This window comes from Streptomyces sparsus, assembly GCF_054776295.1.
The window spans coordinates 1-1,218 of sequence record NZ_BAAHCA010001214.1; the positions used below are offsets into that span (position 1 = coordinate 1).

Below are 1,218 nucleotides of genomic sequence, written 5' to 3' on the forward strand. Positions count from 1 at the left end.
AGCGGCTCCACACGGGCCAGTCCGCACGGCGTGTGCGGGGTCGAGTGCGGCAGCCGCAGCTCACCGCCGGCGGTGAGCAGACCGGTGCCGGGAAGCCAGCCGGGCGGCGCCGAGAGGTGGACGAGCTCGCGGCGGTCCGGCTGCCACACCGCCGCCCAGGTGCCGTTCGGCCCGTCCACCCGCAGCGCCACCGAGCAGTTCTCCGGCGTCAGCACCTGGCCCGGCTGCACCGCGAAGGGGGTGACCGTGACGTCGCACGGGTGCAGCGCCTCCGGGAAGCGCACCGGCAGCCGGCTGCCCAGGACGCCCCAGCCCACCCGGTCGGTGCCCGGTGCGTCCGACCGCAGCAGGAGCAGCCCGCTGTCCGGGTCGGCGATCAGCAGCCGGTCGTTGCTGTCCTCGGTGATCTCCAGCAGCGGGTTGACCTGCCCGCCGCCTCCCAGGTCCACGGTGACCGTCTTGACCAGGCCCTGTTCGTCCATGCGGTCCAGGGCCAGCAGCCGCCCCTCCCGGTCCAGCCAGACCCCGCCCGAGCACCACCCGGACAGCGTCGCCACCGGTTCGGGGCCGAAGGCACCGCCGGTCAGCCGCCAGACCGTGGTGGAGCGGGGGCCGCGGGCCAGGGCGTAGCCGGTGAGCCCGTCCGGGGCCGGTGGCAGCAGCGACAGCCGTTCGCACTCCAGGGTGCCGAGCGGGACCTCGCCGGTGCCGCCGCCCGTCGGGTAGAGCAGCACCGGCCGGTACAGCTGCCCGGTGCGGCGGACGAGCAGCACCCGGCCGTCGGCCAGCGGCAGCACCTCGCTGTCCGGCTCCTCCGGCTGGTGGCCGGGCAGGGCCACCGCGTAGGGCTCCGGACCGTCCAGCGTCCAGCGCTCGGGGTACCAGCAGTCGCCGCCCGAGGTGGTGAGTCGGGCCGCGTAGGAACCGTCGGCCGAGATCGTGCACCGGCCGGTCACCGAAATTCCGCCGCCGTCGGCGGACGTCTCCATCGCACAGGCTGTCATCGTGCGATCACCTCCGGCGACGACGCTAGTTTTCGTACGCGCTGCCGAACCACTGGTGCTGTGACGTTTCATTCGTACGGGTGGCACTGCGGGGATTACCGGGCATGGGTGAGCACGCGTGTGCAAAGGGTGACGGGACGGTCGGCCGCCGACGAGCGCGGATCGCGGTCCGCTCGACCCGCCGCCGTGCCCATCGCGCCGGCGGCGGAAGCGG

At 74.4% G+C, this 1,218-nt stretch carries 1 protein-coding gene; it reads right to left on the reverse strand.

What is annotated here, in order from left to right; genetic code table 11:
- The coding region (locus ACYVE9_RS27480; RefSeq protein ID WP_461030596.1) for a hypothetical protein at nt 1-1,004 on the reverse strand (1,004 nt) is incomplete at its 3' end.
- Between the last annotated feature and the right edge of the window lie 214 nt (nt 1,005-1,218).